This window comes from Microcoleus sp. C2D2, from assembly GCF_036702495.1.
Taxonomy (GTDB): domain Bacteria; phylum Cyanobacteriota; class Cyanobacteriia; order Cyanobacteriales; family Microcoleaceae; genus Microcoleus.
Genome location: NZ_JAUBTO010000240.1, coordinates 1 through 7628 on the forward strand (window position 1 = coordinate 1; position 7628 = coordinate 7628).

Consider the following 7628-nt stretch of genomic DNA (forward strand, 5'->3'; position numbering starts at 1 on the left):
TATCTTGCACTTTACTCTCGCTCGCGCGCTCGAAACCCAGGCCAGGCAATATGCGAGCGATTATTCAGCAAGCCCTAATTAAATTAAAATCTACTATCCCCCGGAAAACTGTAGTAGGGCTAAACTGATTGTCGTTGAGAGAAGTTACTCGCTGTTCTAAATTATCTAATTTAGTGGTGATGGTTTTGAGTTCTGTCGCAAAGTCGGCTTGTAGCCTTTGTACAACTGCCAACTCTTCTCGATTGGGGAATGTATTGCTCAAGCTATAAATTATACGTCCAACCTTTATTAAATAAGTATTAAAAGCAGCAGCAAATTCATAACGGGTTATAGCACGATTACCCTCGAAAGTATTTTTGCCATAACCAGCAATGCAACGATATTTTTCTACCAAGCTTCGTAGCGCTTCATAAGCCCAATCCCCCGGACTAACATCTCGCAAATCTGTGACACTGGTAACTTCCTCCATAGCATCTGGTGGTTGGCTATATAGTTGGGGCAGTTGTAATTGGTTAGGAGGAATTTTTGGGACTTGAGGTTCCTCATTAGAGGTGACGGAGGGCAACCTATTACCAGAAGATAGTTGGTTTTTCAAGGTGCTAGAAATCACATTTGAATTACTCAATAATTCTTCCCAATATTTCTGGGATAAGACTCGATCGCCCCTAACCTCCTCACCTTCGATCGGGCTTAAAAAGGGGGGAACATAGCCCTCCTCCTTTCCAAGAGGGGTTGGGGGGATATTCGAGGGTTCAATATTACTAACCGACAAGTCTTGGGATTCTTCCCCAAAATCCTTTGAGTTAAAAGTTGTTACAGATGATGGACGCAGAGATTCGTTAGTCGTGTTAATTTCATCAGTTGATGTAAGCATAACATCTGAAGTGTCTGCCAATCTAATAACTTGCTCAGTAGCCTTATTTGGTAGTCCTGCATAGCAATGAAAATGTGTTATAATTTGATTTTTTATAACCTACCTTAAATTTTAGCTTATGAACTGTCCCAAGTGTAACTCTGAATACATCTTGAAAAATGGTCGCACTCGCTCCGGCAAGCAAAATTTTAAATGTCGAGATTGTGGAAGACAATTCGTCATGACTCCCAGACATCAACCGATTTCATTAGCAACAAAAGAGTTGATAGAGCGACTTTTATTAGAAAAGATATCTCTGGCTGGGATTGTGAGGGCGACTAGGGTTTCGGAAGGGTGGTTGCAATACTATGTTAATAAAAAATTAGGAGCTGTAAAAAGAGAATTAAAAGTGAAGTCAAAAAAGAAAGGGAAGCTCACAATTCAATGTGATGAAATGTGGTCATTTGTAGGCAATAACGATAACAAGCAGTGGATTTGGCTGGCAATTGATGTATCAACTAAAGAAATTGTAGGAGTGTATATTGGCAAAAGAGATCAAGCTGGCGCTCAAGGATTATGGGATTCTTTACCACCTGTTTATCGTCAATGTGCCGTAAGCTATACAGACTTTTGGAGCGCCTATGGAACAGTTTTTCCTCAAAAAAGACACAAGGCAGTAGGAAAGGAGACTGGTCTGACAAACTATATAGAAAGATTTAATAATACGATGATACAAAGAATATCTAGATTGGTGAGAAAAACTCTTTCATTCTCCAAAAAACTATCCAATCATATTGGGGCTATTTGGTATTTTATTCATGAGTATAACGCCAGTTTATCTATCAATTAAAACCCTGGATTTTCCTTGCTATGCAGGACTACCCTTATTTGACTGATAATAGTGGTAATTAACGATGCGTGCAGGCGTGTTTGTTGAGATATACGCAGAAATTCTGTGCGGCTTTTTTTGTCAGATTTGCAAAAAGTTGTTTCGCTTTTTCTACCTGTCCCATCCATAAATAAGCTTGGGCTTCATTGATTCTTCGTTGTGAACCGCCAACCTTATTCAGATTTTCAATCAGATGATACCAGTCAAGGATTTCTCGGCGTTGTCGATTTGGGGCGACTAAAGCGATAATATTCCAAATTCCATCATGTCCATCTCCCAGACAGGTAACAATTGACGCGATGGGTTGACTGTTGACCCAATTGAGGAGCCCAATATTATCTTGATAACCCGCGAGCAACCCACTGTTAGTCTGGATTGCTTTATAGTCTTTATAGATGCATTCTATCCCTGGTGCAGTTCTTAATCTAACTTTTCCTCCATCTACCGATAATTCTTCAATTAGTGCTGTTACAGTCGGCAACTGAAACTGTTGCCGATGAACTAATCTCTGCTGTGACATGGCATTGGTTTGGACACCGGTGATGTATTCTAAATCTACTGCCGTTTGCTCGTATGACATATTGGCACTCAATCTCAGACAACATTGTTCCAAATGTGGACTAATTCTTGTGCAGGGCTTAACTCCGAGTAGTTTAGCTTGTTTCTCACTGATTTTGAGTATTCCTAATGTACTGGTAAGTTTTCTGGTTCTACCGGCAGTTGTTCCGGTTGATTGCTTAAAAAAAAAGCAGCAATTTCGGGACTGACATACTGTTGAAGCTGTGTCTGAATAGTTTTTTCTATACTTCCTTTGCGTGAACTGTTGTTCAGATTCAGCTTCTGTATATAAAATCTCGGCAATTGCTCTGGTATATTCTTGCAGCTTTCTTTGTTTCTCTGGATTCATAATTTTTCGAGAGTGGTAAACATATTTAATTATGGACTAATGAGGGGCATGGTATTTCTGAGTATTTGTACTCATTGCCTAAGTGTTATGCTCCCGTCAGGAATTACTTTGTGAGAAATGCGGAAAGAGCCAAGAGTCTGTGATATAATCTATTATCTCTAAAATTTACGATATAAAACCTATGACATCTAGTTGGATTATTAAGTATTATCCAAATCCTCAAGCGTCTTTACGCCTTTTTTGCTTTCCTTATGCAGGTGCAGGTGCTTCTATTTTCCGCACTTGGTCTACTTATTTACCCCCATATATTGAAGCTTGCGGCATACAACTGCCAGGGCGAGAAAATCGATATAAAGAAAAGAAATTCACTAATATATTTCCTTTAATTGACGCTCTTGCAACAGCATTTTTACCTAATCTAGATCGCCCTTTTATGTTTTTTGGTCATAGTGTTGGCGCATTGCTCAGTTTTGCAGTGGCGCGTCAACTTCGTAGACTACGATATCCTACTCCATTACACCTATTTATTTCTAGTAATTCTGCCCCACAACTTCCTAATTTAGATTTACCGATCGCTAAACTTTCCGATGCCGATCTTTTAGAAGAAATACGCCTTTACAATGGTACACCAAGTAACATTTTAGAGAATCAAGAATTTATAAACTTCTACTTACCAATTCTGCGAGCAGATTTAACATTAAAGGAAAGTTATGTTTACCTACCTGAACCCCCTCTTAATTGTCCGATTTCTGCATTTGGAGGTATAAACGATCCTAAAATTAGCCGAGATTTTCTAGCTAGTTGGCAAGAGCAAACCTGTAAAAGATTTAACCTACAAATGTTTCCTGGAGATCATTTTTACTTAAAAACTCAACAAGAGTCTTTGCTGAAAACGATCATTCTTGATTTAACCAAACAGGTTTTATTGTAGCGGCTAGGACTTACGCATTGACAAAATAGCTCAATTGTGCATATGGGGAACTGAGGTGAGTTCAGTTCCCAAAACAAATAGAATTGGGTAAAATTGCTTAAGCTATCAGGAGAAAAAAATATTAGAACCAGAACTAAGCCATCTACTGCACTGTGCAACTTGGAAAAGTACACATATTTTCTCTTAGCTGAGTCTAAATATTCAGGTTGCTGTCGGCTCTCCGAAATTTTAGATGAACTATCTCACGATAGCATTAACCGTTTTTTGTTAAGGGAAAGATATGAACCAAAAGATTTATTTAACGAACTCAAACCACATATTGAGTTAATAGGTGGGACATTAAGCGGGGATGACACAGTTATTAAAAAGCCTTAATGTTACCGCAATTTAACTGAATTTATTGGATATTTTTGGTCAGGTAATCAGCATCGTCCAGTTAAAGGAATCAATCTGATTACATTGTATTACACCGAGAGTAATGGTAAGTCTGTACCCGTAAATTATCGAATATATAACAAACAGGAGGGAAAAACCAAAAATGATTATTTTCGGGAAATGATCGCGGAAGTATTAGTGTGGGGATTACAGCCAGAGATAGTGACAGGAGATAGTTGGTATTCCAGTAAAGAAAACTTGAAGTTTTTGAGAAACCAAAAACTAGGTTTTATGATGGGGATAGCGAAAAACCGCCAATTGGCTATGACGACCGGGAAATACACGGCTGTGAAAAATATCAAAATCCCCCCAGAAGGACAAGTTGTTCATCTCAAAAATTTCGGGCAAGTGAAAGTATTTCAGAAGCAGTTCAAAAACGACACAGAGAGATACTATAGCAATCCTAAATGATTTTCTCTATCTAGAGCAATCCTAAATGATTTTCTTTGTGTAAGTATATTGACGTATTTTTGGGAAATCAAATTTATGTTCGTTAGTAAAAAACTCAAATAAAAATTTGACAATCTTAAAAGACCTACATAAATACCAATACTTTCTTAAAAAGTTTTTAGCTTGTAACCAAATATCTTCAACGGGATTCTGTTGGGGAGCATTGGGAGCAAATAAAATACAAGTAATTGACCAATTATCAGGTTCTTTGTCACCATTTAGTTCTAATAAAAAGTCTCTAAATTCTCCATATCTATGATAACTAGCTCCATCCCAAATCAAGATAATCTTGCGATTTTTATATTTATTTTGTAAGTATTTTATGAATTTAACTGTTGATTTTCCATCACCAGATGGATGGCTTTGAATATGGAATTCTTTGCTTTGATAATTGAGGGCGCCAAAATAAGTTTGTCTATCTTTTTCATTGGTAATTGGGACTTTAATTCTGATTTTTGATTGACCCCAAACATAACCAGTTAAATCACCATGAAGTAGATGATATTCATCTAAAAACAATACTATTATTTCCCCAGATTCTATACCAGCCTTGTTTTTAAATAAAATATCGTTAATTTCTTCCGCCTTTTTTTTTACCAGTTCTTTATCAAATTTAGGATTAGTTTTTTGAGTTTTTTTCCAACTAATTTTCGCCCGGTCGAAAAGTTCATAGTAACTCTGTTTTGATTTATATGTCACACCAAATTCTCGCTCTAAATAAGTAACTAACTCATCTAAATCCCAATATTCTTTATTCTTTAACCACTCGATTACTTCAGTATTTTGTCGAGCTGTTAAATACCCTTTGGACCCTTTATGTCCTAGTTTGATTCCGGCGATGCCTTTGGTTTTAAATTGTTTTTTCCAATAACCAATAAAAAAATTACTGACACCTAAAATTTTGCTGATTTCATTGTAGATCTTACCTGAGAGCGCCATCCTTACAGCTATTGCTCGTTTTAGTTCTCTGGCATCGATATCGCTTTTAATGAAAGATTCTAATTGGGCTATTTCTTTTTCTCTATCTTTTTGTTGCAGTTGTAAGTTATTCATTTTTTATTGTCACAATCAAGTATTGCATATAATTGTATCATAGTCTTGATAATGATTTAGGATTGCTATATATCATGTTTTTGCCTGACATCAAGGAGACTGAAGTTATAACTAGAAGTTATTTTATGACCACACATTCAATACATTGGGGAATTGAATGTTACCACAGAGCCATCAAACAACTTTGTGGAATAAAAAGATTTATGGTGAGAAGTTCTCCGGCTATTTTCACCCATTTCTTCTGTTCAATTCGAGCTTTTGTCCAATTAGAATTGATGAGGGCAGAGGCACTGATTGATAATTGGTATGAAATTCAAAGAAATTTATCTTTAGAAGTAGCCCGTGATTTCATTCTCCATTACCTAAATCAAAAAGTAGGTCTAAAAGCTGAATATTAACTAACCGCCAAGTTCCATATTAATTGACTAGCAAAAACTCTACATTTAAGGGCTTTTTGCAACTGTTTGTAGTGGCAAAAACTTTACCCGCCAAAGGAATCCTGTAATTTTAGCGCTTCATTCATATTTAGGCTGATTTGTCAATGCGTAAGTCCTAAGAACGATCATATCGAGAGGGAAAAGCAATCAACGATTGCTTTTCCCTCTCCCCGACCAGGTGCGATTCTCATTTTATTTCCACCAAAGTTAAGCATATTTACTCATTGACATTCGCTCCACTTTCTTAACCTGTCACGAATGTCTCATTTATCTGGTTTTTTACTTTTTTGCGATCGCTTCTGCGGTGGTTTTTCCTTCTCTGCTCATACTACATCCGGCAAGCTTCTCTCCTGGCTGTTTCTATCTGGTAGTCTCAGTGCCAATTTTCCCAAAATGCTGCCTCAACGGACTAGTTCTACTTTTCCTCATCAAGGGTACTACATCCCTCTATCCCTTACTAAGTCTACCTTCTGGCTTATTGCTTCTCTTCACCAAAATTGCGTAAGAACCCTTATTAGTCATAATCTAAGATACTATCATTAAATTATGATATTTTTAGGTGGTCAGTTAAATATAGAGGGAAATAACGCAATCATGACTAGTGTTAGACTAGAAAAAGTAGCAGAAATGTACGATGTAACCGGAGAACTAGGTTTATACCTTATCTTTGACAACCAGTTACATTTTGGCTATTGGGGTGAAAATAATCCTGATGCCAATCTTGGTGAAGCAGCCGATCGGCTGACTCAGATTATGATCGATAAGTCAGAAATTCATCAGGGGGAACGTTTCTGCGATCTTGGATGCGGTGTAGGTGTCCCAGCGATACGGATTGCAAAAGCCAAGGAATGTTTCGTTGATGGAATTACAATCAGCAAGTACCAATGCAACAGGGCAAAGGAGCTAGCCGAGGAAGCTGGTATGTCCGATCGAGTTCGCTTCATCCACAGCAATGCGTTGCAAGTACCCTGTGACGACGCAACCTATGACGGAGGATGGTTTTTTGAAAGTATTTATCACATGGGGCATCGCGAAGCCCTACGAGAAGCTTATCGAATTTTGAAACCAGGGGCGACATTACTAATCGCGGACTTAATAACAGGGCCAAACACTAGCGAAGAATTCAAGACGTTTGCTAAGGAACAACTGCATTCGGATCATATTCCAAAGGAATACTATCCAGAACTGCTTGATACGGCTGGTTTTGACCTGATCGAAATTGATGACGTAACCGAATTTATGATGCCTTTTATGGTTCCGAAGGTTAAAGCCGGGTTCAAACAGTATGAAGCCGAAAATCTGCAAGATGTTCAGAGTGAAACGATCGACGGTTGGCTCCAAGTATTTGAGAGTGTGTGTGAGAATCTTGGGTATATATTGGTAAAGGCAAAAAAAAGAGTTTATCCTTAGAGGATAGTAATTGTTAAAGGGAGGAAGAGGCAGGCGTTCGCCTGCCTCTTCCTTACCCTTTTTGTAGTAACCCAAGTTGCTAGTTATAAGATTAGTCTGATTGTTTTTACGTTGTTGGGCTTTAGCCCTCTTAGGAAACGTGGCATAAGAGGGCTAAAGCCCAACAACGTGCTTTTGTGTAAATAACTAGTACACTTGGGCGGGAATAGAGCTACCATTTATAGCTAGATGTAGAAGGTAGAACAGATCGATGCCCAGACTAG

7 protein-coding genes and 1 pseudogene are annotated in these 7628 nt (G+C 37.9%); 5 read left to right on the forward strand and 3 right to left on the reverse strand.

What is annotated here, in order from left to right:
- Positions 1–64: 64 nt before the first annotated feature.
- Positions 65–874, reverse strand: a complete 810-nt coding sequence (locus QUB61_RS36485; protein WP_333135971.1) for an iron uptake porin — start codon at positions 872–874, stop codon at positions 65–67.
- 118 nt (positions 875–992) lie between these two features.
- Here QUB61_RS36485 and QUB61_RS36490 point away from each other — a divergent pair, with 118 nt between their 5' ends.
- Positions 993–1703: an IS1 family transposase gene (locus QUB61_RS36490; RefSeq protein WP_333135969.1), complete on the forward strand. Its 711-nt coding sequence runs from the start codon at positions 993–995 to the stop codon at positions 1701–1703.
- A 58-nt stretch (positions 1704–1761) separates the two neighbouring features.
- On the opposite strand, the gene QUB61_RS36495 is transcribed toward QUB61_RS36490, so the two are convergent.
- Positions 1762–2322, reverse strand: coding sequence for a hypothetical protein (locus QUB61_RS36495; RefSeq protein WP_333135967.1), 561 nt, complete (start codon positions 2320–2322; stop codon positions 1762–1764).
- Between the two features lie 508 nt (positions 2323–2830).
- Between QUB61_RS36495 and QUB61_RS36500 the strand changes: the two genes are divergently transcribed.
- Both QUB61_RS36500 and QUB61_RS36505 read left to right on the forward strand, forming a co-directional pair.
- The gene (locus QUB61_RS36500) at positions 2831–3580 is read left to right on the forward strand and encodes a thioesterase II family protein (protein ID WP_333135963.1); all 750 of its coding nucleotides are present in this window, start codon (positions 2831–2833) and stop codon (positions 3578–3580) included.
- Positions 3581–3700: 120 nt separating this feature from the next.
- A pseudogene (locus QUB61_RS36505) lies at positions 3701–4408 on the forward strand (IS701 family transposase); the annotation flags it as partial.
- Positions 4409–4447: 39 nt separating this feature from the next.
- Here the strand turns inward: QUB61_RS36505 and QUB61_RS36510 are convergent.
- A complete protein-coding gene (locus QUB61_RS36510) occupies positions 4448–5518 on the reverse strand; it encodes an IS630 family transposase (RefSeq protein ID WP_333135960.1) in 1071 nt (356 codons plus the stop codon).
- Between the two features lie 125 nt (positions 5519–5643).
- Here QUB61_RS36510 and QUB61_RS36515 point away from each other — a divergent pair, with 125 nt between their 5' ends.
- Both QUB61_RS36515 and QUB61_RS36520 read left to right on the forward strand, forming a co-directional pair.
- Positions 5644–5916 carry a hypothetical protein gene (locus tag QUB61_RS36515; RefSeq protein WP_445300634.1) on the forward strand — a complete coding sequence of 91 codons (273 nt, stop codon included), beginning with the start codon at positions 5644–5646 and terminating at the stop codon, positions 5914–5916.
- 633 nt (positions 5917–6549) lie between these two features.
- Positions 6550–7365, forward strand: coding sequence for a methyltransferase domain-containing protein (locus tag QUB61_RS36520; protein ID WP_333135959.1), 816 nt, complete (start codon positions 6550–6552; stop codon positions 7363–7365).
- The last annotated feature ends 263 nt before the right edge of the window (positions 7366–7628 follow it).